A 23,180-nucleotide genomic window follows, 5' to 3' on the forward strand; every position below is an offset into this window, starting at 1 on the left:
CCATGAATGCCGAACTGCAAGCCGACCGCACCGCGCTCGCCGATACGGTGCGGCGCTTTGCCGAAAGCGAGATCGCGCCGCATGTGCAGGCGTGGGATGACGCGGGCGAGTTTCCGCGCGCGCTCTACGCGCGTGCCGCCGAACTCGGCCTGCTGGGCCTGGGCTATCCGGAAGAACTCGGCGGCACGCCCGCCTCGTATTCGCTGAAGCTGCCTGCGTGGGTCGCGCTCGCGCGCCATGGCAAGAGCGGCGGCGTGCTCGCGAGCCTGTTCTCGCACAACATCGGCCTGCCGCCCGTGGTGCTGCATGCAAGCGACGCGGTGCGCCAAGAGGTCGTACCGCAGGTGCTGCGCGGCGAGAAGATCGCGGCGCTCGCCATCACCGAGCCCGGTGGCGGCTCCGACGTGGCTGCGCTGCGCACCACAGCAAAGCGGGAAACAGACGGCGACGGCGATCACTACGTGGTCAACGGCGAGAAGACTTTCATCACCTCCGGCATGCGCGCCGACTGGATCACGGTAGCCGTGCGCACCGGCGAAGGGCGCGGCGCGGGCGGCATCTCGATGCTGATGGTGCCAGGCGACACGCCGGGCCTTTCGCGCACGCGCTTGTCGAAGATGGGCTGGCTGTGCTCCGACACCGCGACGCTGCACTTCGACAACGTGCGCGTGCCGGCGCGCTACCTTCTCGGGAACGAGGGCGAAGGCTTCCGCATGGTCATGGGCAACTTCAACGGCGAGCGCATCGGCCTTGCTGCGGGCGCCCTGGGCTTCTCGCAGGCCTGCCTCGATGAGGCCCTGACTTGGGCGCGCGAGCGCAAGACCTTCGGCTCGGCGCTCATCGAGCACCAGGCGGTACGCCACAAGCTGGTCGACATGCAGATGCGCATCGCCTCCACCGAGGCCTGGATCGAGGCGGTGTCGGTCGAGGGCGACGCGCTCGAAGCAGCCGGGCGCTTCAACGCACCCGAATGGGTCGCGCAGATCTGCATGCTGAAGAACCACGCGACGCAGACCATGCAGTTCTGCGCCGACCAGGCGGTGCAGATCCTCGGCGGCATGGGCTTCATGCGCGGCACCGTAAGCGAGCGCATCTACCGCGAGGTGAAGGTGATGATGATCGGCGGCGGGGCCGAAGAGATCATGAAAGAGTTGGCGGCCAAGCAGATGGGCTGGTAGCCGCCGGCCTCTCTTTCTTCGTGCTGCGAGGAACGCCGCCGCGCACCGGGTGTCCAACCATCCAGCGCTTTCGCTGGGTCGCAGGAGACCGACATGCTCTCTCTCACCTCAGGCATCGGCGCCGTCATCATTGTTCTGCTGGCGGTGCTGCTGTTTTCAGCGGTATGGATCTTCCGGGAGTACGAACGCGGCATCGTGTTCACCCTCGGGCGCTTCTCGAAGGTTTCGGGGCCGGGCCTGGTGCTCGTGATACCGGCCATCCAGCAGGTGGTGCGCGTCGATCTGCGCACCGTAGTGCTCGAAGTGCCGACGCAGGACGTGATCTCGCGCGACAACGTGTCGGTGAAGGTCAGCGCGGTCGTCTACTTCCGCATCGTCGATGCCGAGAAGGCCATCATCCAGGTGAAGGACTTCTTCAACGCCACCAGCCAGCTGGCCCAGACCACCCTGCGCTCGGTGCTCGGCAAGCACCAGCTCGACGACATGCTGGCCGAGCGCGAGAAGCTCAACCTCGACGTGCGCGAGTCGCTGGACGTGCAGACGGCTTCATGGGGCATCAAGGTGTCGAACGTGGAGATCAAGCAGATCGACCTGACCGAATCGATGGTGCGCGCCATCGCGCGGCAGGCCGAGGCGGAACGCGAGCGGCGCGCCAAGGTGATCCACGCGGAAGGCGAGCTGCAGGCCTCAGAGAAGCTGTTCCAGGCCGCGCGCGTGCTGGCGCAGGAGCCGCAGGCCATCCAGCTGCGCTACCTGGAAACGCTCACGGTGATCGGTGCGGACAAGAACACGACCATCGTGTTTCCGCTGCCGGTGGATCTGATATCCAGCTTCCTCGGCAAGCACGCATAGCGCACGGAAACGGAAAACTGTTCTTCACGCGCGGGGCGCGCGGCGCATAGCCTTTCGCAAGGCACGTGCTTACCATCGTCCGCATGTTCAAGCACATCGTGATGTGGGACCTGCGTGGCGACACGCCGGAAGAAAAGACGCAGGCCCGCCAACTGCTCAAGCGCAAGTTCGAATCGCTGCGCGGCCAGATCCCGGGCCTGCTGCACATCGAAGTGGGCGTCGATTCGAGCCGCGCAAGCTATGCCTGCGACGTGGTGCTCTACAGCGAGTTCGACAGCCAGGCCTCGCTCGACGGCTACGCTACGCACCCTGCACACCTGCGCGTGCGCGAAGAACTGGGCGACCTTCGCGTCGCACGGCACCAGGTCGATTACGCGGCAGACTGATCGGCGCTGGTCAATCGTTCTTCTCGGGAGCATCCCCCCGGGCCGCGGCAAGCGCAGCAGCCGTACGCAACTTGTCTTTCTTGCTCGGCCGCTTGCCCTTGATGCCGCCCGTGCCCGACGCATCGACCACTGGCACCGCCACTTCCGTCGGCTCGAAGCCTTCGACACGCTCACGTGGCAGGCTCAGCCCCTGGCGCTTCTCGATCAGCCGGAAATGCGCCTCGGTCGATGCACTCACGAAGCTGATCGCCAGGCCGCTCTCTCCCGCGCGCCCGGTTCTGCCGATGCGGTGGATGTAGTCGGTGGGCGAGCGCGGCAGGTCGTAGTTGATGACCACGGGCAGCTGCGCGATGTCGATGCCGCGCGCCGCGAGGTCGGTGGCAATCACCACGTCCCATCGGCTCTGCTTGAACTGCGAAAGGATGTCGGTGCGCGTGCCCTGCGCGATGTCGCCGTGGAAGGGCACTGCGTAGATGCCGTTCTTGTAGAGCTTCTCGGCCACGATCTGCGCGGCGTGCTGCGTGGCGACGAAGACCAGCACACGGTCCCATTCGTTCTCGTGCTGCTTCAGCAGATGGCGCAGCAGCTGCGTGCGGCGGGCGGCGTCGACTTCGATCACGCGCTGCACGATGTTCGGCTCGGTGCCGGGCTCGCCCTGCACGTCGACGACGGCCGGGTCGTGCAGCATGCCATCTGCCAATGCCTGAATGGCGCTCGGAAAGGTGGCGGAAAACAGCAGGTTCTGGCGCTGCTTGGGCAGCAGCGCGAGGATGCGGCCGAGTTCTTCGGCAAAGCCGAGGTCGAACAGGCGGTCGGCTTCATCGAGCACGAGCATCGACACGGCATCGAGCTTCAGCGCGTTGTGCTCGACCAGGTCGAGCAGACGGCCCGGTGTGGCAACGACGATGTCGGCACCGCCGCGCAGGCCCATCATCTGCGGGTTGATCGACACGCCGCCGAATGCGACGACGATCTTCAGGCGCTCGGGCAGGTGCTGCGCCAGGCTGCGCATGGTCTCGCCGACCTGGGCCGCGAGTTCGCGTGTGGGCACGAGGACCAGCGCACGCACACGGCGCGGCGACTGCGCAGCTTCGGCGACTAAGCGCTGCAACAGGGGCAAGGAAAATGCGGCGGTCTTGCCGGAGCCGGTCTGCGCCGAGCCCCGCACGTCGCGACCTTGCAGAATCGCGGGGATGGCCGCGGCCTGGATGGCGGTCGGCGCGGCATAGCCGCTTTGGGCGGCAGCCTGCACGAGCGCGGGGATCAGGCCCAGTGAGTCGAATGGCATGTAAGCAGACAGAGAGAGAAGAGACGAATCGAATGTCGACGATGAAACAGCAGCGCAATCAGTCCGGCAGCGCCCTGGTGTACTCCACCGAGGCGGGCGGGCGCATGTGCCCCGACTGCGGGGAGCCGGTGGCCCAGTGCCGCTGCAAGGAACTCAAGGCGCGCGTTCCGGCCACCGACGGCATTGTGCGTGTATCGCACGAGACCAAGGGGCGCAAAGGCAAGGGCGTGACGGTGGTCAAGGGCGTTGCGCTCGATGCGGCGGCGCTCACGGCACTCGGCAAGCAGCTGAAAACGGCCTGCGGCTCGGGCGGCACGGTGAAGGACGGCGTGATCGAAATCCAGGGCGACCACCGCGAAACGGTGATCGCCGCGCTCGTGAAGCAGGGCCACACGGTCAAGCGGGCGGGAGGCTGAGCGCGCGATGAAACCCGAAGACCTGCAGCGCCTGGTGACGCTCGAAATGCCTTTTGGCAAGCACAAAGGCACGCTGATTGCCGATTTACCCGGAAATTACCTGACGTGGTTTGCACGCGAGGGTTTTCCCTCGGGAGAAATAGGCCGGCTACTCCATTTGATGCATGAAATAGACCACAACGGGCTCTCGGACCTGCTGAAACCGTTGCGAAACCGCCCGTCGCGCCGGGATGTTTCTCAATAACACACGATTTCGCCACGTTTTTTGCAATTAGGGCTGGATAATCCGGCCTACGTGTCTGTGAGCTTTGTCTCCCGTGCACGTAATTCGGTGATCGGTCAGTTTCGCGCCACAGCGCATTTTGTTTGTTGTGATTCTGGGACTCCATCGCTTTGTCTTGTTGGTTTGAATTAGGAGTCCCTCAATGGGCAAGAAACTCTACGTAGGCAACCTCGCCTACTCCGTGCGTGACAACGACCTGGAACAAGCCTTTGGCGAGTTCGGCGCAATCGTCAGCGCCAAGGTCATGATGGAACGTGACACCGGCCGTTCGAAGGGCTTCGGCTTTGTCGAAATGGGTTCGGATGCTGAAGCACTCGCAGCCATCGAAGCCATGAACGGCCACTCGCTGCAGGGCCGCGCCCTGACGGTGAATGAAGCCCGTCCGATGGAAGCTCGTCCCCCCCGTACCGGTGGTGGCGGCGGCTACGGCGGCGGTGGTGGTGGCGGCGGCTACGGTGGTGGTGGCGGCGGCGGCGGTTACGGCGGCGGCGGCGGTGGCCGCAGCGGTGGTGGCGGCGGTTACGGCGGCGGCGGCGGTGGTCGCGGCGGCTACTAAGCCCTTCCCTCCAGAGCCTTCGGGCTTCTGAATAAAAAGCTCCTTCGGGAGCTTTTTTCGTTTGTGGCCCTCTGTGGCGCAGGGGGCGCCGAGGGAGAACCCTCGCCCTGCGGTAAGCATTTGTCCGTACCGGGCAGGTCAGCCAACGGTCAGGCCCGCAGAACGACCCTCACTCCTCCATACAAGAGGGGCGAGACGACATGCGCATCAAGAGTCAGGCTGACTTCTTTTCAGGAGTCATGTTCACCACCGTGGGGGGCGCCTTTGCGATAGGCGCGACCACCTACACCATCGGCGACGGCGCCCGCATGGGGCCGGGCTACTTCCCGCTCATGCTGGGCATCCTGCTGGCCATCCTCGGGGCCATCATCATGTTCCAGGCGCTGGTGGTCGAAACCACCGACGGCCACCCGATCGGCAAGTGGGCCTGGAAGCCGCTGGCCTTCGTGCTCGGCGCCAACCTGGCCTTCGGCGTGCTGCTGGGCGGCCTGCCCAGCATCGGGCTGCCGGCCATGGGGATGATCATCGCGATCTACGCGCTCACGATCATCTCGAGCATGGCGGGCGAGCACTTCAAGCTGCGCGACGTGCTGATCCTCTCGACCATCCTGGCGGCTGGCAGCTACGTGGCCTTCATCTGGGCGCTGAAGCTCCAGATCCAGGTCTGGCCCACTTTCATTTCGGGCTGAGGAGCGCACACCATGGACCTGATCCACAACCTTTCCATCGGTTTCGGCGTTGCCTTCACCTTCACCAACCTGCTGTATTGCCTGCTGGGCTGCATCCTGGGCACGCTGATCGGCGTGCTCCCGGGCATCGGCCCGGTCGCGACCATCGCGATGCTGCTGCCCGCCACGTACGCGCTGCCGCCCGTGTCGGCGCTGATCATGCTGGCCGGCATCTACTACGGCGCGCAGTACGGCGGCTCGACCACGGCCATTCTGGTGAACCTGCCCGGGGAGTCGTCCTCGGTGGTCACCTGTATCGACGGCTACCAGATGGCAAGGCAGGGCCGCGCGGGCCCGGCGCTCGCCGCGGCCGGCCTGGGCTCGTTCTTCGCGGGTTGCGTGGGCACGCTGATCCTGGCCGCCTTCGCGCCGCCGCTGACAGAGCTGGCTTTCAAGTTCGGCCCGGCCGAGTACTTCTCGCTGATGACGCTGGGCCTGATCGGCGCCGTGGTGCTGGCTTCGGGCTCGCTGCTGAAGGCGGTGGCGATGATCGTGCTGGGCCTGCTACTGGGCATCGTCGGCACCGACGTCAACTCGGGTGTCGCGCGCTACAGCTTCGACATTCCGGAACTCACCGACGGCATTGGCTTCGTGGTGATCGCCATGGGCGTGTTCGGCTACGGCGAAATCATCGGCAACCTCTCGCAGCCCGACGACGAGCGCGAGGTGTTCACGCACAAGGTCAAGGGCCTGTGGCCCACCAAGGACGACTTCAAGCGCATGCTGCCCGCGGTGCTGCGCGGCACGGCGCTGGGCTCGGCATTGGGCATCCTGCCCGGCGGCGGCGCGCTGCTGGCCTCGTTCGCCTCGTATGCGCTGGAGAAGAAGATCCGCATGCGCCCGGGCGAAGTGCCCTTCGGCAAGGGCAACATCCGCGGCGTGGCATCGCCCGAGTCGGCAAACAACGCTGGTGCGCAGACCTCCTTCATCCCGCTGCTGACGCTGGGCATTCCGCCCAACGCGGTGATGGCGCTGATGGTGGGCGCAATGACGATCCACAACATCCAGCCCGGCCCGCAGGTCATGACCAGCAACCCCGAACTGTTCTGGGGCTTGATCGCCTCGATGTGGATCGGCAACGCGATGCTGATCATCCTGAACCTGCCGCTGATCGGCATGTGGATCAAGCTGCTGACGGTGCCCTACAAGTTCCTGTTCCCTGCCATCGTGCTGTTCTGCGCAATCGGCGTGTACTCGACCAACAACAACACCTTCGACGTGTGGATGGTGGCGGCCTTCGGCTTCATCGGCTACCTGTTCATCAAGCTGCGGACGGAGCCTGCACCGTTGCTGCTGGGCTTCATCCTGGGGCCGATGATGGAAGAGAACCTGCGGCGTGCGCTGCTGCTGTCGCGCGGTGCCTGGAGCGTGTTCGTCACCCGGCCGCTGTCGGCGGGGCTGCTGGTGGCGGCGGCTCTGCTGCTGGGCATCGTGCTACTGCCTGCAATCAAGGCCAAGCGCGAGGAAGCCTTCGTCGAGGAGTGAGCGCTCCGGTCCTCACAAGAAGCCCCCACTCCGGGGGCTTTTTTCATTTGGGGCCTTTGTTCGGGGTGCGTGCCCCAAATGGACGCGCTCTTGTTGGTGCCCAGCAGGGTCGCCGACGGTGCCCGGAAACACGGCGAACAACGAGGCGCCCGTTACCACCAGCATTTTCATAAGGGGAGGATTGCCCCACCCGTGGCGCTATCAAAAAGGGAGCTGAAGATGCAGGTGTGTCAAGTCATGCAGGCATAAAAAAGGCGCCGACCAGCGGCGCCTTTCAAAGTCAAACACGGCATCTCGTACGGAGCCTTTGAAGCATTTTTATTGTTGCTTGGGGATTGTCTCCTCGGACCCTCGGCAGCACGAGCAGGGCCCGTTCGCGAGTGGGCAGACTTTAGGGTGCGCACCGCCTCAGTGCATTGGGAATTACCCGCTTTGCCTTAACGAGAAAGCCCGATTTGCGAACCAAAGTGTTTCTGATAGTTAACGGGGTGGCACGACTTGTGCAGGCAGCACCAAGGTCCATCACTTCAAGAAGAAGAAACGGTCATGGCCCTGGCTCCGCACGCCTCCATCAACGCGGCAGACACCGCATGGATGATGACTTCGACCGCGCTGGTGCTGCTGATGACGCTGCCCGGCATCGCACTCTTCTATGCGGGCATGGTGCGCCGCAAGAACGTGCTGGCCACCATGGCGGGGGTGGTGGCGATTGCCGCGGCGGTCTCGCTGACCTGGTTCGCGGTGGGCTATTCGCTGGCCTTTACCGAGGGCTGGCCCTGGCTGGGCGGCACCGGGCGCTTCTGGTTCTCGGGCTTCGAGTATCTGAAGGAGGCCGGGCAGGTGGCGGTAAGCCACGTCGCGCCGAACGTGCCCGAGTCGGTCTACGCGATGTTCCAGCTGACCTTCGCGATCATCACCACCGCACTGGTGCTGGGCGCTTTTGTCGAGCGCATGCGCTTCTCGGCGATCCTGTGGTTCGCGCTGCTCTGGAGCGTGCTGGTGTATGCACCTGTCGCGCACTGGGTGTGGGAGCCGGGCGGCTGGCTCGCGCAGATGGGCGCGCTCGACTTTGCCGGTGGCTCGGTGGTGCACGTCAACGCGGGCATCGCGGGGCTGGTGTGCGCCTATGCGCTCGGGCCGCGCAAGGGCTACGGGCGCGAGGCCTTCGAGCCCTACAGCCTGGCGATGACGATGACGGGCGCGGGCCTGCTGTGGGTGGGCTGGTTCGGCTTCAATGCGGGCTCGGCGGTGGCGGCCGACGGGCGCGCGGGCCTGGCGATGCTGGTGACGCACATCGCGGCGGCGGCCGGCGCCATGAGCTGGATGCTCGGCGAATGGATCGTGCGGCGCAGGCCTTCGCTGCTGGGCCTGTGCTCGGGCCTGGTGGCCGGGCTGGTGGCCATCACGCCGGCGGCCGGCTTCGTCACGCCGCTGTCCGCGCTGGCCATCGGCGCCATCGCGGGGCTGGCCTGCTACTGGGGCGCCACCGGGCTCAAGCACCTGCTTGGCGCGGACGACTCGCTCGACGTGTTCGGCGTGCACGGCATCGGTGGCATCGTGGGCGCGCTGCTGACGGGCGTGTTCGCCGATGCACGCATCTCGGGCGCCACGGGCGACGTGCTGACGCAGGCGATCGCCGTGGGCAGCGTGGCTATCTACAGCGCAACGGGGACGGCGGTGGTGCTGTTTCTGGTGCACATCATGGTCGGGTTGCGCGTCGATGCCGACAGCGAGGTGCTGGGCCTCGATCTTGCACAGCACAGAGAACATCTCGGGAGTAGTTGACCCACCGACGGAGGAACCATGCCATCCATGTCCGAAAGCGAACGCATCGCCCTTGCTGCCCGCCTTCACGTGGCGCTGCGGCGAAAGCATGGGCGCGTGACCGACACCGAGTGGATGGCGACCAACGCCGAGTACGCCGCCGAGATCGTGCGCATGACGCGCGCGCACGCTGCTGATACCAAGGACGAGGAGCTTTACCAACTGGCGATGCGGCTGGAGCAGGCGATGGAGCCGCTGGCGCGCGCTGCGCGGTTGGCGGCGCGGCAGCCTGATGGGACGCCGCCTACGCCGCCGCCTCGCTATGTGGGTGGGTTGCGCTAGGTCTTTTCGGGGTGCGTGCGAATGACACCGGGTGCTCAGCTTGCAGCCAGCGCTGCCTTGCGAATCGACTGCAGCGTGCTTCCCGGGGTGATCGCTTCCGGATCGAGCAGGCAATGCAGGATGGCCGGCTTGCCGCTGGCACGCGCACGAGCCAGTGCGGGGCCGAATTCTTCGGTGCTGGTCACGCGCTCGCCGTGGCCGCCGAACACTTCGGCATAGCCACGGAAGTCCGGGTTCTTCAACTGCGTGGCGCTGATGCGGCCGGGGTAGTGCTTTTCCTGGTGCATGCGGATCGTGCCGTACATGGCGTTGTCGAGCAGCACCACGATGATGGGCAGGCCGTACTGCACGGCCGTCGCGAACTCCTGGCCGTGCATCATGAAATCGCCATCGCCCGCGAACACGACCACTTCGCGCTGCGGCCACAGCCGCTTGGCACCGACGCCGGCCGGCAGGCCGTAGCCCATCGAGCCGCTGGTGGGGGCGAGCTGGCTGGCGTAGGCACGAAACGGCCAGAAGCGGTGCACCCAGGTGGCGAAGTTGCCTGCGCCGTTGCAGAAGATGGTGTCAGCCGGCAGCACTTCGCGCAGGTGCTGCATGACCTCGCCCATCTGCAGCGGGCCGGGAATGCGGATGGGAGCCGGGTCGCTCCAGCGCAGGAAGTCTTCGCGGGCGGTCTTCGTTTCTGCCTGCCAGGCCGGCGTCTGCGCGGGGCGCAGCGTGGACACGGCCTCGGCAAAAGCCTGCGGCGTGGCGTGAATGCCCTGCGCCGGGCGGTAGAGCTTGCCGAGCTCGTCGGCGTCGGCGTGCACATGCACCAACGCCTGCTTCGGCTGCGGAATGGCCAGCAACTCGTAGCCCTGCGACGGCACTTCCGACAAACGCCCGCCGACCAGCAGCACGAGGTCAGCGTTGCGGATGCGCTCCAGCATGCGCGGGTTGGCGCCCAGGCCCAGGTCACCTGCGTAGCAGGGGTGCTCGGCCGACATCAGCATCTGGCGGCGGAACGAGCAGTACACGGGCAGCGAGAACGCGGCCGCGAAATCCGCGAACTGCTGCGTGGCCTTCTCCGACCAGCGGCTGCCGCCCAGGATGACGACGGGGCGCTGCGCTTGCGACAGCCGCTGCTGCAGCTCTGCGAGTTGCGCTGCACCGGGATGGGTTTCCGTCACCGCGTAGGGCTGCGCGTCGGCCACTGTCGCGGCCTCGGTCAGCATGTCTTCGGGCAGCGCGATAACCACAGGACCGGGCCGACCCGAGGTTGCGACATGGAAGGCGCGCGATACCAGCTCGGGCACGCGCGCCGGCTCGTCGATCTGCACCACCCACTTGGCCATGGTGCCGAACACCGCGCCGTAGTCGAGCTCCTGGAAGGCTTCGCGGCCCAGCGCATCGCGCGCGACCTGGCCGACGAACAGCAGCAGCGGCGTCGAATCCTGGTGCGCGATGTGCACGCCGGCCGCCGCGTTGGTGGCGCCCGGTCCGCGCGTGACGAAGCACACGCCGGGCTTGCCGGTGAGCTTGCCCTGCGCCTCGGCCATCATCGTCGCGCCGCCTTCCTGGCGGCACACGGTCACGTCGATGGATGCGTCATGCAGCGCGTCGAGCACGGCAAGAAAGCTTTCGCCGGGAACGCAGAACAGCTGCTTGACGCCGTGGGTGATGAGCTGGTCGACCAGGATCTGGCCGCCGGTGCGGGGTGAGGTCATGCGTTTTCCAATGAAATGAAGGAGGTCATTCGAGCGCGGCGCAGGCAGCGATGATGCGCGCGCACGCCTCTTCCAGCTGCGCCATCGACGTCGCATACGAAATGCGGAAGTACGGCGCCAGCCCGAACACGCTGCCCGGCACCACCGCCACCTCGAAGTCCTGCAGCAGGTAGCGGCAGAAGTCGCTGTCGGTCTGCAACAGCGCGCCGCCTCGGGTGCGCTTGCCGAGCACGCCGGCGCAGCTCGCGAAGGTATAGAACGCGCCTTCCGGCACGCGGCAGTGCAGCCCCGGCGCTCGGTTCAGCGCGGCGACCACGAAGTCGCGCCGCGCCTGGAAGTCGGCGCAGCGCTCGGCCACGATGTCCTGCGGCCCGGTCAGCGCCTCGATGGCCGCGGCCTGGCTGATCGACGAGGGGCAGGAAGTCGTCTGACTCTGCACCACGGCCATGGCCGCGATCAGCGCGCGCGGCCCGGCGCCGTAGCCCACGCGCCAGCCAGTCATTGCGTAGGCCTTCGACACGCCGTTGATGGTCAGCGTGCGTTCGCGCAGGCGCGGCTCCACGGCCACCGGTGTCGCGAACGCCAGCCCGTCGTAGAGGATGTGTTCGTAGATGTCGTCCGCCAGCACCCAGACTTGCGGATGCCGCAGCAGCACCTCGCACAGCGGCTTCAGCTGCGCTGCGCTGTAGGCCGCGCCGCTCGGGTTCGACGGCGAGTTGATGAACAGCCATCGCGTGCGCGGCGTGATGGCCGCTTCGAGTTGCGCGGCATCGAGCCGGAAACCGTTCTCCCCGGTGCACGCCACGGCCACGGGCACGCCGCAGCAGATCTGCACGATGTCGGCGTACGAGGTCCAGTACGGCGCGGGCAGGATCACCTCGTCGCCGGGGTTCAGGCTGGCCATCAGCGCGTTGAAGATCACCTGCTTGGCGCCTGCGCTCACGCTGATTTCGTCAAGAGCAAAGTCGAGCGCGTTGTCGCGCTTGAACTTGAGCTGCACCGCCGCCTTCATCGCCGGGCTGCCGTCGAGCACCGTGTAGCGTGTGTCGCCGCGCCCTATGGCGCGCACTGCGGCCTCGCGCACGTTCTGCGGCGTGTCGAAGTCAGGCTCGCCCGCGCCCAGCACGATCACCGGACGGCCCGCGCGCTTAAGGGCGTTGGCGTGGTCGGTGATGCGCAGGATCTCCGAGACGCCGATGGCGCGCACGCGCTGCGCTGGCTGAAAAGCGAGAGGGGCAACGGTATCTGCTGTCACTTGGCGTAGGCCTCCAGTGGCTTGTCGTTGGGTTCGAGCATCAGCTGCTTCAGCGCCGGGCTCATCGGCAGGTTCAGGCTCGTGTTCTTCGGCGGAATGGCCGCCACGAACCACTTGGTGTAGATCTTTTCGAGGTCGCCGCTCTTCATCATGCGACGCAGCGAATCGTCCACCGCGGTCTTGAAGGCCGGGTCGTCCTTGCGGAACAGCAGCGCGATCGGCTCCGAGCCCAGCGCGTCGCCCACGATGCGGTAGCCCGCGGGGTTCTTCGAGTTCGCGATGATCCCGGCCAGCAGGTTGTCGTCGAGCACGAAGGCATCGGCGCGGCCCGACTCCATCAGCAGGAAGCTTTCGAGGTGGTCCTTGCCGAGCATGGTGTTGTACGAGACGTTCTGCGCGCGCTCGCGCTTGCGCAGCAGCTGCACCGCAGTGGTGCCGGTCGATGCCGACACGTTGCGGCCCGCGAGCTGGTCGAGCGTGGTGATGCCCGAATCGACCTTGGTGGCCATGCGCACTTCGCTCACGTAGGTGGTGAGCGCGAAGGCCACCTGCTGCTGGCGCGCGGTGTTGTTGGTGGTGGGGCCGCAGCCGATGTCGAGCGTGCCGTTCTGCACCAGCGAGATGGTGTTCTGCGCGGTCACGGCCATGTATTCGAGCCTGGCCGTGGGCGCGATGTCTTTCAGCACGCGCTCGCACAGCTCGACGTGGTAGCCCACGTACTTGTCGCCCGCGCCGAGCATGTAGGCCATGGGCGGCGAGGCTTCGCGCACGCCGAGCACGACCTTTCCGCTGGTCTTGATCTTGTCGAGGGTGCCGGTGGCGGGGGTCTGCGCGATGGCACCGAATGCGAATGCGAGCAGCGTGGCGGCCGCGACTGTCTTGAAGGGAATGCTCATGTTCTCTGTCTCCTGGTTATGGTTTTTTGGTGAATGCATGCAGCCGCCCGCCTGCCGCCGCAGCCAAACGCTGCGCGGCAAGCTCGAACGAACCGGGGGCGATCAGTCGCCGATGTCGAAGGTCACGCCTTGCGCGAGCGGCAAGGCAGTGGAGTAGTTGATGGTGTTGGTGGCACGGCGCATGTACGCCTTCCAGCTGTCGGAGCCGGCTTCGCGGCCGCCGCCCGTTTCCTTCTCGCCACCGAAGGCGCCACCGATCTCCGCGCCGCTCGGACCGATGTTGACGTTGGCGATGCCGCAGTCCGAACCCGCGCTCGACATGAAGCGCTCGGCCTCGCGCATGTTCAGCGTGAAGATCGACGACGACAGGCCCGCGCCCACTGCGTTGTGCAGCTCGATGGCTTCGTCGAGCGTGCTGTAGCGCACCACGTACAGGATGGGCGCGAAGGTCTCGCGCAGCACCGGGCCTTCATGCGACTTCAGCTCGACCAGCGCGGGGCGCACGTAGTAGGCGTCCTTCGTGCCGATGCCTTCGACGCGCTGGCCGCCGTGCACCTTGGCGCCGATCTCGCGGCACTCACCGAGTGCCTTCTGCATGCCATCGAAGGCCGCGCGGTCGATCAGCGGACCGACCAGCGTGCCGGCCTCGCGCGGGTCGCCGACCTGCACGTTGCCGTAGACCTTGGCGAGCTTGGGCACCAGCTGGTCGTACACGCTCTCGTGCACGAACAGGCGACGCAGCGTGGTGCAGCGCTGGCCGGCCGTGCCCATGGCCGCGAAGGCGATGCCGCGCAGGGCGAGGTCGAGGTCGGCCGAGGGCGTGACGATGGCAGCGTTGTTGCCGCCGAGTTCGAGAATGGCGCGGGCAAAGCGTGCGGCCAGCTTCGGCCCCACTTGCCGGCCCATGGCGGTCGAGCCGGTGGCCGAGAGAATCGGCACACGGTGGTCGTCGACCAGCACCTCGCCGACGTCGCGCTGGCCCAGCAGCAGGCCGAGCAGGCCTTCGGGCGCGTCGCCGAAGCGTTCGATGGCGCGCTGCGCGATGGCGTGCACGGCCAGCGCGGTCAACGGCGTTTTTTCAGACGGCTTCCACACCACCGAGTCGCCGCACACCAGCGCCAGCGCCGCGTTCCACGACCACACGGCCACGGGAAAGTTGAAGGCCGAGATCACGCCGCACACGCCCAGCGGGTGCCAGGTTTCCATCATGCGGTGCTCGGCGCGCTCGGTGGCCAGCGTGAGGCCGTAGAGCTGGCGCGAGAGACCGACCGCGAAGTCGCAGATGTCGATCATTTCCTGCACCTCGCCCGCGCCTTCGGACGGGACCTTGCCCGCCTCCAGCGTCACGAGCAGGCCCAGGTCGCGCTTGGCGGCGCGCAGCTCTTCGCCCAGCAGGCGCACCAGCTCGCCGCGGCGCGGCGCCGGCACGTTGCGCCAGGCCTTGAAGGCCTCGTGCGCACGGCCGATGACTGCGGTGGCCTCGGCCGGCGAGGTCTGCGGCACCTGCGCAATCACCTCGCCGCTGACGGGCGAACGCACCGTCAGCTCGCCGCCGGTGTGGGCCTCGGGGGGCACGCCCAGGCGCTGCAGCAGCTGTTCGACTTCGGTGGCGACGGAGGGGGAGGTGTTGGCTTCGGACATGGACGCGCTCCGGGAAGGAGGAGAAAGGAGGACCCGGTCAATATCTGCGAATCCCGCGCGCTTGCCTAGTGAAAATATGGAAGGACCTGATGCGTTTCAGGAATGAACTCGCACGGTTCATGTGCGGCTAGCGCACCAACCGGGTGGCCGCGAGAACCCACAACACCACCAGCACGCTGTTGCTCGCGGCGAACAGCACCAGCCGGTGGATCACGTGGTTGTAGGTCAGGTGCACCACGCTGTGCAGCGCGCGCAGGCCGACGTACACCCAGGCCAGCCAGATGGCCCCGGGCGTGGGAAGCACCGCCACGTAAAACAGCAGGCACACCACATAGAACAGCACCGGCAGCTCCAGCAGGTTCATGTAGTTGCGGTTCGGGATGCGCACGGCGTCGGGCACCGCCGCCGATTCGCCCAGCTTGAAATCGATGCCCCGGACCTCGCGGCGCCGCACCGCGCGGATGCGCACGATGGGGATGAGCAGCAGCACCAGGCCGGTGAGGCCGGCGAGGGCGAATACGGGGTAGAGGATCGAGGGGTTGTTCATAGGAGGTTCCTTGCTCAGCCTGGCCCAGGCGCCTCGGGCAACGAAATCTTCTGGCTCGCCGGTGACCCCGCCAAGCTCTGCGCCGGCCTCCTCAACGTCGCATCGAACGGATTGATCTTCGGCCCGATGGCCGCCGCCTCGCGCTTGAGCAGTTCGACCACCGTCGGCATGCGGTCCGCATTGAGCCGGTCGGCAATCGTGCCCACGCTCAGTGCCGCCACCGCGCGCCCCTCGCGGTCGAGGATCGGCACGGCCACGCCGGCCATGCCTTCGAGCAGGCCGGTGTTGCGCCCCGCGTAGCCCTGCTGCCGCACGCGCTCGATCTCGGTGCGCAGGTACACCTCGTCGTACACGCCGTACTCGCGCACGCGCGACAGGTTGAAGCGGATCACCTCTTCGCGCTCGGCCTCGGGCAGGAAGGCCAGGATCGCCAGCGCGCCCTGCCCTACACCCAGCGCGATGCGCCCGCCGATGTCGCCGGTGAACGAGCGAATGGGGAACGGCCCTTCGCTACGGTCGAGGCACACCGCGTCGAAGCCGCTGCGCGCCAATAGAAAGATGCTGTCGCCCAGGCTCGCGCACAGGCGCAGCAGCACCGGCCGGCAGATAGAACGCAGGTCGCCCGGGTTGCCAGCGCTCGCGGCGAGCGCGAAGAAATCGATGCTCAGCCGGTAGAGCTTGCTGCGCTCGTCCTGCTCGACCATGCCTTCGGCCATGAGCGATTGCAGCAAACGGTGCGTGGTGGCCTGGGTGAGGCCCACGGATCGTGCGATCTGGGTCACGCGGCCGCCTTCGGCCTGCACCGCGCCGAGCGCGCGGATCACCGAAAAGACGCGCGGCACGCCGCCGCTGGCCGCCGGCGACGCCGAAGAGGTCTCCATACCTTGCTCCTGTGGAATCCGATGTATCAATCGCAGCCATCATATTCCATTGATCGGAATAAATTGAAGAAAGATTCTGATTAATGGAATACCCGAGGCGATCTGGCGCAATCGTTGCAATAGAGTGAATTAAGAGCAGCAAGCTGTCCATGGCCCGCACCAAGGTGAAACAAGGTGCCTGAAGCCATCTTTTCGCCCCCGAAGAAAGGCCCGTTCCATGTCATTCCTCCGGCTTACCGACGTGACCAAGTTCTATGGCGCCACCCGCGCGGTGTCGGCCATGAGCCTCACTGTGGAAAAGGGCGAGTTCGTCTCGCTGCTCGGCCCCTCGGGCTGCGGCAAGACCACCACGCTGCAGATGATTGCGGGCTTCGAGGCCGTGAGCAGCGGCCGCATCGAGCTCGCGGGCAAGGACATCACGCATGCCAAGGCCAACACGCGCGGGCTGGGCATCGTGTTCCAGACCTACGCCCTGTTCCCCCACATGACGGTGGCCGACAACGTGAGCTTCGGCCTCGAGATGCGCAAGATGCCCAAGGCCGAGCGCATCGAGCGCGTGAAGCAGGCGCTGGCGCTGGTGCACCTCGAAGCGCATGCCGGGCGCTATCCGCGCGAGCTTTCGGGCGGCCAGCGGCAGCGCGTGGCGCTGGCGCGCGCGCTGGTGATCGAGCCGCCGGTGCTGCTGCTCGACGAGCCGCTGTCCAACCTCGACGCCAAGCTGCGCGAGGAAATGCAGTTCGAGCTGCGCCAGATCCAGCGCAAGGTCGGCACCACCACGGTGATGGTCACGCACGACCAGAGCGAGGCCATGTCGATCAGCGACCGCGTGGTGGTCATGGAAGGCGGCTGCGCCACGCAGATCGACCACCCGCAGCGCGTGTACGAACACCCGAGCACGCGCTTCATCTCGACCTTCGTGGGCAAGGCCAACCTGCTGGACTGCCGCGTTTCGAACAGTGGCGCCACGCGCACCTGCGTCGAGGTCGGCGCGCTCTCGCTCGACGTGGACGACACGGGCTTCAGCGTCGACGCCGCCGCGCTGCTGAGCGTGCGGCCCGAGAAACTGCAGCTCGTGCCGCCTGGTCGGGGCCGCCTCGACGGCGAGGTGCAGGAGCGCTTCTTCCTCGGCAGCCAGTGGCTCTACCGCGTGGCCACTTCCGTGGGAGACCTCACTGTGCTGAGCCCCAACGACGGGCGCGAAGCGCTCGAAGAAGGCAGCCGCACAGGCCTCGACTGGCCGGCGCACTGCATGCGGCTGCTGCCTGCGGAAGAAAAGGCCGTTGCAGCATGAGCAGCGCATTGAAGAGCAAGGCCACCCCGTGGTGGCTCTCCGGCCCCGCGCTGCTGCTGTTCACCGCGCTGCTGCTGGTGCCGCTCGCGCTCACGGCGGTGCTGTCGTTCAACGTGTACGACCCGGCCACCGGCCCGAAGTCCGGCGAGTTCACGCTCGCGCACTACGCGCTGGTGTTCTCCGACTCGTACTACCTCGGCATCTTCTGGCGCACCTTCTGGGTCTCGGCGCTGGTCACGCTGATCTGCGTGCTGGTCGGCGCACCCGAGGCCTATGTGCTGAGCCGCATGCGCAACCCGTGGCGCTCGGTGCTGCTGCTGGTGGTTCTCGCGCCGCTGCTGGTGTCGGTGGTGGTGCGCGCCTTCGGCTGGAGCATGCTGCTCGGGCCCGAAGGCGCGGTGAACGGTCTGCTGAGCCTGCTCGGCATCGGGCCGGTGAAGATCCTCTACACCAGCACGGCCGTGGTCATTGCGCTGGTGCACGTGATGCTGCCGTTCATGGTGATCCCGGTGTGGACTTCGCTGCAGAAGCTCGACCCCGGCGTCGAGAACGCGGCCCTCTCGCTCAACGCCACGCCCTTCACCACGTTGCGGCGCATCGTGCTGCCGCAGGTGATGCCGGGCATTCTCTCGGGCAGCCTGATCGTGTTCGGCCTGGCTGCGAGTTCGTTCGCGATTCCGGGGCTGCTGGGCGGGCGTCGGCTGAAGATGGTCGCGACCATCGTCTATGACGAATACCTGAGCGAGCTGAACTGGCCGCTCGGCGCAGCCGTGGCGCTGGTTCTGCTGGTGGCCAATCTCGTCGTGATGCTCAGCTACAACCGCCTCGTCGAAGGCCGCTACAAGAAGGCATTGGGCTGAGCCATGAACAAGAACGGCCCCATCGCCCTCGCGTTCAACGCGCTCGTCATCGTCTTCATGCTGGCACCGCTGGTGGTGGTGTGCATCGTGGCGTTCACGCCCGAGAACACGCTGACCATTCCGACCACGCATTTCTCGCTGCGCTGGTTCAAGGCGGTGTTCGCGCACCCCGACTTCATGCAGTCGTTCTGGAACAGCCTGTGGCTCGCGCTGAGCTCGGCCACCATCGCCACGCTGCTCGCGGTGCCGGCCGGCATGGCGATCACGCGCTATGAATTTCCGGGGCGCAACTTTCTCAACGGCCTGTTCCTATCGCCGCTGATCGTGCCGCACCTGGTGCTGGGCGTGGCGCTGCTGAGGCTGTTCGCGCTGGTCGGCGGCACGGGCAGCTTCGGCTGGCTGGTGATGGCGCATGCACTCATCGTCACGCCCTACACGCTGCGGCTGGTGGTGGCGGCGCTGGTGGGCTTCGACCGCAGCGCCGAGCAGGCCGCGCTGTCGCTGGGCGCGAGCCAGGCCACGGTGTTCCGCCGCATCACGCTGCCGATGATCCTGCCGGGCGTGACGGGCGGCTGGATGCTGTCGTTCATCAACAGCTTCGACGAAGTGACGATGTCGATCTTCGTCACCGCGCCGAGCACGGTGACGCTGCCGGTGCGCATGTACATGTACGCGACCGAGTCGATCGATCCGCTGATGGCGGCTGTGTCGGCGCTGATGGTGGCGATCACGGCCTTTGCGATGGTGCTGCTCGACCGTGTCTACGGACTCGACCGCGTGCTGGTGGGACGCAGATAAGCAATGACGACAACGACGACTTCAAACGCCCTGCTGCACCGCGTTGCCGAGACCACCGGTCGCGAGGCAGTGCCCTTCACCCTCGACGGCGCGCCTGCGGGCGCACTCGCTGGCGACACCGTGCTTACGGCCGTGCTCACGCAATGCGCCCAGCTGCGCCGCAACGAATTCAGCAACCTGCCGCGCGCGGGCTTCTGCATGATGGGCGCCTGCCAGGACTGCTGGATCTCCACCGGCGAAGGCGAACGGCTGCGCGCCTGCTCGACCTTCATCGCGCCCGGCATGGCGCTGGTCACGGGAAGGAACGGCGCATGACGACGGCAAGCGAAATCCGCCCCGTGATCGTCGGCGCTGGCCCGGCCGGCGTGCGCGCGGCGCAGACGCTGGTGGCGCATGACCTGCGGCCCGTGCTGATCGACGAAGCCTCGCGCGCCGGCGGGCAGATCTACCGCCGCCCGCCCACCGTGTTGGCACAGCGCACTGCGCGAACACTCTACGGCTTCGAGTCGAAGCGCGCCGACGCCGTGCACGCGGCCTTCGACGCACTGCAGGGCCGCATCGACCACCACCCCGACAGCCTCGTGTGGAACGCACAGGACCATCGGCTCGACGTGATGCACAACCCGACGTGCAGCACCCGCCGCGTGCCGTACAGCCATCTCATCGTGGCGACCGGCGCCACCGACCGCGTGCTGCCGGTGCCGGGCTGGACGCTGCCCGGCGTCTACACGCTCGGCGGCGCGCAGGTCGCGCTCAAGTTCCAGGGCTGCGCCATCGGGCAGCGCGTGGTGTTCATGGGCACCGGGCCGCTGCTGTATCTGGTGGCGTATCAGTACGCGAAGGCTGGCGTAGAGGTGGCCGCGGTGCTCGACACCGCGCGCCTGGCCGACCAGATCGCCGCCTCGCCCGCGATGCTGACGCAGCCTGCGGTGTTCGCGAAGGGCGTGTACTACGTGGGCTGGCTGCGCGCGCACGGCGTGGCGCTGCACAGCGGCGTGCGGCCGCTGCGCGTGCTCGGCGACGAAGCGCAGGGCCGCGTCACCGGCGTGGCATGGCAAGACGGCAATGAAGAACGCACGCTGGTCTGCGACGCCGTCGGCTTCGGCTACGCGCTGCGCTCCGAAACGCAGCTCGCCGACCTGCTCGGCTGCCGATTCGACTACGCGCCGATGCACCGCGCGCACCTGCCGGTGCGCGATGCGGCGGGGCGCTCCAGCGTCGAAGGTGTGTACCTCGCGGGCGATGGCGCCGGCATCATGGGCGCTGACGCGGCCGAGTGGGCCGGCGAACGCGCTGCACTGGCGCTGCTGGCGGACAACGGCGTGACCGTCGACACAACACGCGCCGCCGAACTCGAACGCAAGCTCGACAAGCTCACCAAATTCCGCCAGGGCCTCGAACGCGCCTTCCCCGTGCCGCAGGACTGGGCCGCGCACGCGAGCGACGACCTCGTGATCTGCCGCTGCGAGAACATCACGGCCGGCACGCTGCGCCAGACCGTCGCCACCGCCGGCGCCGACGAGATGAACCGCCTGAAGGCGCTGTCGCGCGTCGGCATGGGCCGCTGCCAGGGCCGCATGTGCGGCGTGGCGGCGGCGGAGATCCTCGCGCACGCCACGGGCCAGCCGCTGCAGCAGGTCGGCAGGCTGCGCGGGCAGGCGCCGATCAAGCCGATTCCGATCATGCTCGTGCCCGCCGAGGGAGCCGGCGCATGAGCACGATCAAGAAGCTGCAGACCGACGTCGCCATCGTTGGCGGCGGCATCGTCGGCTCTTCGGCCGCATTGGCCTTGCGCCGCATGGGCCTTGGCGTGGTGCTGCTGGAGCGCGACCTCTGCGGCTCGCGCTCCAGCGGCGTGAACTTCGGCGGCGTACGCCGGCAGGGTCGGTCGTTGAGCCAGCTGCCGCTGACGCAGCGCGCGCACCGCATCTGGGGCCAGCTGCCCGAACTGCTGGGCACCGACGGCGAATACATCCGCTCGGGCCATTTCAAGATCGCGCGCAGCGAATCGGACATGGCTTCGCTCGAACGCTACCGCGCGCTGAGCAGCGACTTCGACCTGGGCCTGGAGCTGATCTCCGGTGCGCGCCTGCGCGAGCAATGCCCCTGGCTCGGCACGCGCGCCGTGGGCGGCTCGCTGTGCGCAGAAGACGGGCAGGCCAATCCGCGCCTGGTGTCGCCGGCCTTCGCACTCGCGGCGCAGCGCGCGGGCGCGCAGATCTTCGAGCGCCACAAGGTCGACGAAGTCGCACATGACGGCGCCATGTTCATGGTGCGCAGCGGCAATGCGCTCGAAGTGCAGGCCCCCGTGCTGCTCAACTGCGCGGGCGCCTGGGCCGGCGCCATCGCCAGCCAGTTCGACGAGACGCCGCCGCTGCGCGCGCGCAGCCCCGTGATGGCCGTGACCGAGCCGGTACCTCATTTCATGCAATGGAGCCTTGGCGTGGAAGGCGGCGGCATCTACTGCCGGCAGGTGGCGCGTGGCAATCTCGTGCTCGGCGGCGGCACGGGCATCACGCTCGATGCCGAACGCGCGCGCGCCGAGCGCGACGCCATCGCCACGCTCGCGATGCAGGCCGTGGAACTGTTGCCCGTGCTGCGCCATGCGCACATCATCCGCACTTGGGGCGGCACCGAGGGCTACCTGCCCGACCGCGAACCGGTGCTCGGGCCCAGCCGCACCACGCCCGGCCTGTTCCACGGCTTCGGCTTCTCGGGCGCGGGCTTCCAGATCGGCCCGGCCGCCGGCGAGGTGCTGGCCGAGCTGGCGCGCGACGGGCGCACCGACACGCCCATCGACGCCTTCGCCATCGAGCGCTTCGACGAACAACCCGTTTCTTCACCTGCCACCGTTTTCCCCACCTGAACTTGATTGGAGAGCATCACCATGTCCCGCACCGCCAGGTCCCCCTTCTTCCTCCTCCTTCCTCTGGCAGCAGCACTGCTCGCAGCCGCCGGCAGCGCCAGCGCGCAGACCAAGACCATCTACATCGGCATGAACGGCGGCACCATGGAGAAGGCGTACACGCAGTACGTCTTCCCCGCCTTCGAGAAGGCCTACGGTGCCAAGGTGGTGGTGGTGCCCGGCACTTCGTCCGACATCCTCGCGAAGGCGCAGGCCAACAAGGACAGGCCGCAGATGCACGTGATGTTCCTGGACGACGGCGTGATGGTGCGCGCCATCGGCATGGGCCTGTGCCAGAAGCAGAAGCCCAGCCAGTCGCTCAGCGAGATCTACCCGGCCGCACGCTTCAAGGACGACATGGCCAGCGGCGTGAGCCTGGGCATGACGGGCCTTGCCTACAACGCCAAGATGTTCAAGGAAAAGGGCTGGGCCCCGCCCACCTCGTGGATGGACCTGGCCGACCCCAAGTACAAGGGCAAGGTGGTGTTCCAGTCGATGTCGTCCTCGTCCTTCGGGCTGCACGGCTTCCTGATGTTCAACCGCATCCAGGGCGGCAACGACAAGAACGTGGAGCCGGGCTTCAAGGCGTGGCCCACCACGATCGGGCCGAACGTGCTGGAGTACATCCCGAGTTCGGCCAAGCTTTCGGAGATGGTTCAGACCGGCGAGGCGGCGATCTTCCCGCTAACGCCCACGGCCGTGGCCGCACTCAAGACCAAGGGCATTCCGGTCGAGTACGCACCGCCCAAGGAAGGCGCGGTGGTGCTCATGGTCGGCCAGTGCGTGATCGCCAACAACAGCGAGCCCGAGCTGTCGCAGAAGCTCGCCGAGTTCCTGCTGAGCCCGTTGGCGCAGGCCAATGTGCTGCAGTACGGCGCGCAGATCCCGACCAACCCCAAGGCCCCGGCCGTGGGCGAAGGTGCGGCGCAGGTGGCGGACATCAACAAGTGGATGAAGACTGCGGTCACCATCGACTGGGAAAGCATCAACGCCAATCGCCCGGCGTGGAACGCCCGCTGGAACAAGACGATCGAAAAATAGGGCTCGCCCCCAGGCTGCGCGCACTTCGTGTCGCTGCGCCAACCCCCTACCGGGGGCAACACCTGAGGCCCGGCAAAG

24 protein-coding genes are annotated in these 23,180 nt (G+C 67.1%); 17 read left to right on the forward strand and 7 right to left on the reverse strand.

Going from position 1 to position 23,180, the window contains the following annotated elements; genetic code table 11:
- Positions 1-2 precede the first annotated feature (2 nt).
- From NWF24_RS30090 to NWF24_RS30100, 3 genes are all read left to right on the forward strand, one after another.
- Positions 3-1,178 (forward strand): acyl-CoA dehydrogenase family protein, encoded by a 1,176-nt coding sequence (locus tag NWF24_RS30090; protein WP_258351726.1) that lies wholly within the window; start codon positions 3-5, stop codon positions 1,176-1,178.
- 93 nt (positions 1,179-1,271) lie between these two features.
- Positions 1,272-2,030 (forward strand): slipin family protein, encoded by a 759-nt coding sequence (locus tag NWF24_RS30095; RefSeq protein WP_258351727.1) that lies wholly within the window; start codon positions 1,272-1,274, stop codon positions 2,028-2,030.
- Positions 2,031-2,113: 83 nt separating this feature from the next.
- Positions 2,114-2,416 (forward strand): Dabb family protein, encoded by a 303-nt coding sequence (locus NWF24_RS30100; RefSeq protein WP_258355384.1) that lies wholly within the window; start codon positions 2,114-2,116, stop codon positions 2,414-2,416.
- Between the two features lie 10 nt (positions 2,417-2,426).
- On the opposite strand, the gene NWF24_RS30105 is transcribed toward NWF24_RS30100, so the two are convergent.
- On the reverse strand, positions 2,427-3,704 hold the full coding sequence (locus tag NWF24_RS30105) for a DEAD/DEAH box helicase (protein WP_258351728.1): 1,278 nt from the start codon (positions 3,702-3,704) through the stop codon (positions 2,427-2,429).
- Between the two features lie 41 nt (positions 3,705-3,745).
- Between NWF24_RS30105 and NWF24_RS30110 the strand changes: the two genes are divergently transcribed.
- The 7 genes from NWF24_RS30110 to NWF24_RS30140 all read left to right on the forward strand — a co-directional run bounded on the left by NWF24_RS30110 (position 3,746) and on the right by NWF24_RS30140 (position 9,278).
- A complete protein-coding gene (locus tag NWF24_RS30110) occupies positions 3,746-4,120 on the forward strand; it encodes a translation initiation factor Sui1 (RefSeq protein WP_371127361.1) in 375 nt (124 codons plus the stop codon).
- 7 nt (positions 4,121-4,127) lie between these two features.
- A complete protein-coding gene (locus NWF24_RS30115) occupies positions 4,128-4,364 on the forward strand; it encodes a DUF3820 family protein (RefSeq protein ID WP_093053658.1) in 237 nt (78 codons plus the stop codon).
- Positions 4,365-4,545: 181 nt separating this feature from the next.
- On the forward strand, positions 4,546-4,959 hold the full coding sequence (locus tag NWF24_RS30120; RefSeq protein ID WP_093127640.1) for an RNA recognition motif domain-containing protein: 414 nt from the start codon (positions 4,546-4,548) through the stop codon (positions 4,957-4,959).
- A 200-nt stretch (positions 4,960-5,159) separates the two neighbouring features.
- The gene (locus tag NWF24_RS30125; protein WP_093053650.1) at positions 5,160-5,648 is read left to right on the forward strand and encodes a tripartite tricarboxylate transporter TctB family protein; all 489 of its coding nucleotides are present in this window, start codon (positions 5,160-5,162) and stop codon (positions 5,646-5,648) included.
- 12 nt (positions 5,649-5,660) lie between these two features.
- Positions 5,661-7,172 (forward strand): tripartite tricarboxylate transporter permease, encoded by a 1,512-nt coding sequence (locus tag NWF24_RS30130; protein WP_093053647.1) that lies wholly within the window; start codon positions 5,661-5,663, stop codon positions 7,170-7,172.
- A gap of 546 nt (positions 7,173-7,718) precedes the next feature.
- Complete coding sequence (locus tag NWF24_RS30135) at positions 7,719-8,957, forward strand: ammonium transporter (RefSeq protein WP_093053644.1); 1,239 nt, start codon at positions 7,719-7,721, stop codon at positions 8,955-8,957.
- A gap of 18 nt (positions 8,958-8,975) precedes the next feature.
- Positions 8,976-9,278: a hypothetical protein gene (locus NWF24_RS30140; RefSeq protein WP_258351729.1), complete on the forward strand. Its 303-nt coding sequence runs from the start codon at positions 8,976-8,978 to the stop codon at positions 9,276-9,278.
- Between the two features lie 35 nt (positions 9,279-9,313).
- On the opposite strand, the gene NWF24_RS30145 is transcribed toward NWF24_RS30140, so the two are convergent.
- From NWF24_RS30145 to NWF24_RS30170, 6 genes are all read right to left on the reverse strand, one after another.
- Positions 9,314-10,987, reverse strand: coding sequence for a thiamine pyrophosphate-binding protein (locus NWF24_RS30145; RefSeq protein WP_258351730.1), 1,674 nt, complete (start codon positions 10,985-10,987; stop codon positions 9,314-9,316).
- 25 nt (positions 10,988-11,012) lie between these two features.
- Positions 11,013-12,242: a pyridoxal phosphate-dependent aminotransferase gene (locus NWF24_RS30150; protein ID WP_258351731.1), complete on the reverse strand. Its 1,230-nt coding sequence runs from the start codon at positions 12,240-12,242 to the stop codon at positions 11,013-11,015.
- Positions 12,239-13,138, reverse strand: a complete 900-nt coding sequence (locus NWF24_RS30155) for an amino acid ABC transporter substrate-binding protein (RefSeq protein WP_258351732.1) — start codon at positions 13,136-13,138, stop codon at positions 12,239-12,241. The genes NWF24_RS30150 and NWF24_RS30155 overlap by 4 nt, the downstream gene beginning before the upstream one ends.
- 102 nt (positions 13,139-13,240) lie before the next feature.
- Positions 13,241-14,779, reverse strand: coding sequence for an L-piperidine-6-carboxylate dehydrogenase (gene amaB, locus NWF24_RS30160; protein ID WP_258351733.1), 1,539 nt, complete (start codon positions 14,777-14,779; stop codon positions 13,241-13,243).
- A 127-nt stretch (positions 14,780-14,906) separates the two neighbouring features.
- A complete protein-coding gene (locus NWF24_RS30165; RefSeq protein WP_258351734.1) occupies positions 14,907-15,326 on the reverse strand; it encodes an MAPEG family protein in 420 nt (139 codons plus the stop codon).
- Positions 15,327-15,340: 14 nt separating this feature from the next.
- On the reverse strand, positions 15,341-16,207 hold the full coding sequence (locus NWF24_RS30170; RefSeq protein WP_258351735.1) for an IclR family transcriptional regulator: 867 nt from the start codon (positions 16,205-16,207) through the stop codon (positions 15,341-15,343).
- Between the two features lie 217 nt (positions 16,208-16,424).
- On the opposite strand from NWF24_RS30170, the gene NWF24_RS30175 reads away from it, so the two are divergent.
- Genes NWF24_RS30175 through NWF24_RS30205 form a run of 7 tightly spaced genes read left to right on the forward strand, consistent with a single transcriptional unit; the run spans position 16,425 to position 23,102 of the window.
- The gene (locus NWF24_RS30175; protein WP_258351736.1) at positions 16,425-17,498 is read left to right on the forward strand and encodes an ABC transporter ATP-binding protein; all 1,074 of its coding nucleotides are present in this window, start codon (positions 16,425-16,427) and stop codon (positions 17,496-17,498) included.
- Entirely contained in the window at positions 17,495-18,358 is an 864-nt protein-coding gene (locus NWF24_RS30180) for an ABC transporter permease (protein ID WP_258351737.1), read from the forward strand. Before NWF24_RS30175 ends, NWF24_RS30180 begins: the two co-directional genes overlap by 4 nt.
- A 3-nt stretch (positions 18,359-18,361) precedes the next feature.
- Positions 18,362-19,156 (forward strand): ABC transporter permease, encoded by a 795-nt coding sequence (locus NWF24_RS30185; protein ID WP_093053612.1) that lies wholly within the window; start codon positions 18,362-18,364, stop codon positions 19,154-19,156.
- A gap of 3 nt (positions 19,157-19,159) precedes the next feature.
- A complete protein-coding gene (locus NWF24_RS30190) occupies positions 19,160-19,471 on the forward strand; it encodes a (2Fe-2S)-binding protein (protein WP_258351738.1) in 312 nt (103 codons plus the stop codon).
- Positions 19,468-20,871: an FAD/NAD(P)-dependent oxidoreductase gene (locus NWF24_RS30195; RefSeq protein ID WP_258351739.1), complete on the forward strand. Its 1,404-nt coding sequence runs from the start codon at positions 19,468-19,470 to the stop codon at positions 20,869-20,871. Before NWF24_RS30190 ends, NWF24_RS30195 begins: the two co-directional genes overlap by 4 nt.
- A complete protein-coding gene (locus tag NWF24_RS30200; protein WP_258351740.1) occupies positions 20,868-22,022 on the forward strand; it encodes an NAD(P)/FAD-dependent oxidoreductase in 1,155 nt (384 codons plus the stop codon). Before NWF24_RS30195 ends, NWF24_RS30200 begins: the two co-directional genes overlap by 4 nt.
- 21 nt (positions 22,023-22,043) lie before the next feature.
- Positions 22,044-23,102 (forward strand): ABC transporter substrate-binding protein, encoded by a 1,059-nt coding sequence (locus tag NWF24_RS30205; RefSeq protein ID WP_258351741.1) that lies wholly within the window; start codon positions 22,044-22,046, stop codon positions 23,100-23,102.
- The last annotated feature ends 78 nt before the right edge of the window (positions 23,103-23,180 follow it).

The sequence above is a fragment of the Variovorax paradoxus genome, assembly GCF_024734665.1.
Lineage (GTDB): Bacteria > Pseudomonadota > Gammaproteobacteria > Burkholderiales > Burkholderiaceae_C > Variovorax.

Coding starts and splice junctions, on each gene's coding strand:
- NWF24_RS30090 (WP_258351726.1), top strand. CDS start 3: ATGAATGCCGAACTGCAAGCCGACCGCACCGCGCTCGCCGATACGGTG.
- NWF24_RS30095 (WP_258351727.1), top strand. CDS start 1,272: ATGCTCTCTCTCACCTCAGGCATCGGCGCCGTCATCATTGTTCTGCTG.
- NWF24_RS30100 (WP_258355384.1), top strand. CDS start 2,114: ATGTTCAAGCACATCGTGATGTGGGACCTGCGTGGCGACACGCCGGAA.
- NWF24_RS30105 (WP_258351728.1), bottom strand. CDS start 3,704: ATGCCATTCGACTCACTGGGCCTGATCCCCGCGCTCGTGCAGGCTGCC.
- NWF24_RS30110 (WP_371127361.1), top strand. CDS start 3,746: ATGAAACAGCAGCGCAATCAGTCCGGCAGCGCCCTGGTGTACTCCACC.
- NWF24_RS30115 (WP_093053658.1), top strand. CDS start 4,128: ATGAAACCCGAAGACCTGCAGCGCCTGGTGACGCTCGAAATGCCTTTT.
- NWF24_RS30120 (WP_093127640.1), top strand. CDS start 4,546: ATGGGCAAGAAACTCTACGTAGGCAACCTCGCCTACTCCGTGCGTGAC.
- NWF24_RS30125 (WP_093053650.1), top strand. CDS start 5,160: ATGCGCATCAAGAGTCAGGCTGACTTCTTTTCAGGAGTCATGTTCACC.
- NWF24_RS30130 (WP_093053647.1), top strand. CDS start 5,661: ATGGACCTGATCCACAACCTTTCCATCGGTTTCGGCGTTGCCTTCACC.
- NWF24_RS30135 (WP_093053644.1), top strand. CDS start 7,719: ATGGCCCTGGCTCCGCACGCCTCCATCAACGCGGCAGACACCGCATGG.
- NWF24_RS30140 (WP_258351729.1), top strand. CDS start 8,976: ATGCCATCCATGTCCGAAAGCGAACGCATCGCCCTTGCTGCCCGCCTT.
- NWF24_RS30145 (WP_258351730.1), bottom strand. CDS start 10,987: ATGACCTCACCCCGCACCGGCGGCCAGATCCTGGTCGACCAGCTCATC.
- NWF24_RS30155 (WP_258351732.1), bottom strand. CDS start 13,138: ATGAGCATTCCCTTCAAGACAGTCGCGGCCGCCACGCTGCTCGCATTC.
- amaB (WP_258351733.1), bottom strand. CDS start 14,779: ATGTCCGAAGCCAACACCTCCCCCTCCGTCGCCACCGAAGTCGAACAG.
- NWF24_RS30165 (WP_258351734.1), bottom strand. CDS start 15,326: ATGAACAACCCCTCGATCCTCTACCCCGTATTCGCCCTCGCCGGCCTC.
- NWF24_RS30170 (WP_258351735.1), bottom strand. CDS start 16,207: ATGGAGACCTCTTCGGCGTCGCCGGCGGCCAGCGGCGGCGTGCCGCGC.
- NWF24_RS30175 (WP_258351736.1), top strand. CDS start 16,425: ATGTCATTCCTCCGGCTTACCGACGTGACCAAGTTCTATGGCGCCACC.
- NWF24_RS30180 (WP_258351737.1), top strand. CDS start 17,495: ATGAGCAGCGCATTGAAGAGCAAGGCCACCCCGTGGTGGCTCTCCGGC.
- NWF24_RS30185 (WP_093053612.1), top strand. CDS start 18,362: ATGAACAAGAACGGCCCCATCGCCCTCGCGTTCAACGCGCTCGTCATC.
- NWF24_RS30190 (WP_258351738.1), top strand. CDS start 19,160: ATGACGACAACGACGACTTCAAACGCCCTGCTGCACCGCGTTGCCGAG.
- NWF24_RS30195 (WP_258351739.1), top strand. CDS start 19,468: ATGACGACGGCAAGCGAAATCCGCCCCGTGATCGTCGGCGCTGGCCCG.
- NWF24_RS30200 (WP_258351740.1), top strand. CDS start 20,868: ATGAGCACGATCAAGAAGCTGCAGACCGACGTCGCCATCGTTGGCGGC.
- NWF24_RS30205 (WP_258351741.1), top strand. CDS start 22,044: ATGTCCCGCACCGCCAGGTCCCCCTTCTTCCTCCTCCTTCCTCTGGCA.